Raw genomic sequence first — 628 nt, forward strand, 5'->3', positions numbered from 1 at the left:
CGGCGCCGTGCTTGGTGTCGGTGAACATGATCACCCCGCCGTCGCGGGAGGCGATGTGGGCGATCGTGGCGTTCTTGTCGAAGTTCTGCACGTGCAGCACGTGGTGCTCCATCGTGCTGACCGCTCCCGCGGACGGGTCCACCGAGTGCGTGACCGGGTCGTTCAGGAAGCGGCGCACCAGGCGGTCGACGTTGCGGTCCAGAGTGGCGGAGAACAGCATCGTCTGGCCGCCCTCCTCGACCTGCTCGAGGAGCTCGGTGACCTGCGGCAGGAAGCCCATGTCGGCCATCTGGTCGGCCTCGTCGAGCACCGTGATGCCGACCCCGTCCAGCTGGCAGTCGCCCCGCTGGATCAGGTCCTTGAGCCGGCCGGGGGTGGCGACCACGACCTCCGCCCCCCGGTTCAGCGCCTGCGCCTGGCGGCCGATCGACATCCCGCCCACCACCGTCGCCATCCGCAGCCGCAGCGCGTGGGCGAACGGGGTGAGGGCATCGGTGACCTGCTGCGCGAGCTCACGGGTGGGCACCAGCACCAGGGCCAGCGGGCGGCGCGGCTCGGCGCGCCGGCCGGCGGTACGGGCCAGCACCGCGAGGCCGAACGCGATGGTCTTGCCCGAGCCGGTGCGGCC

General features: G+C 72.3%; 1 protein-coding gene. It reads right to left on the reverse strand.

From position 1 onward, the window contains the following. On the reverse strand, nt 1-628 hold a 628-nt coding region (locus tag AA75_RS24345; protein WP_033822354.1), incomplete at both ends, for a DEAD/DEAH box helicase.

The sequence above is a fragment of the Kitasatospora sp. MBT63 genome (assembly GCF_000710465.2).
Lineage (GTDB): Bacteria > Actinomycetota > Actinomycetes > Streptomycetales > Streptomycetaceae > Kitasatospora.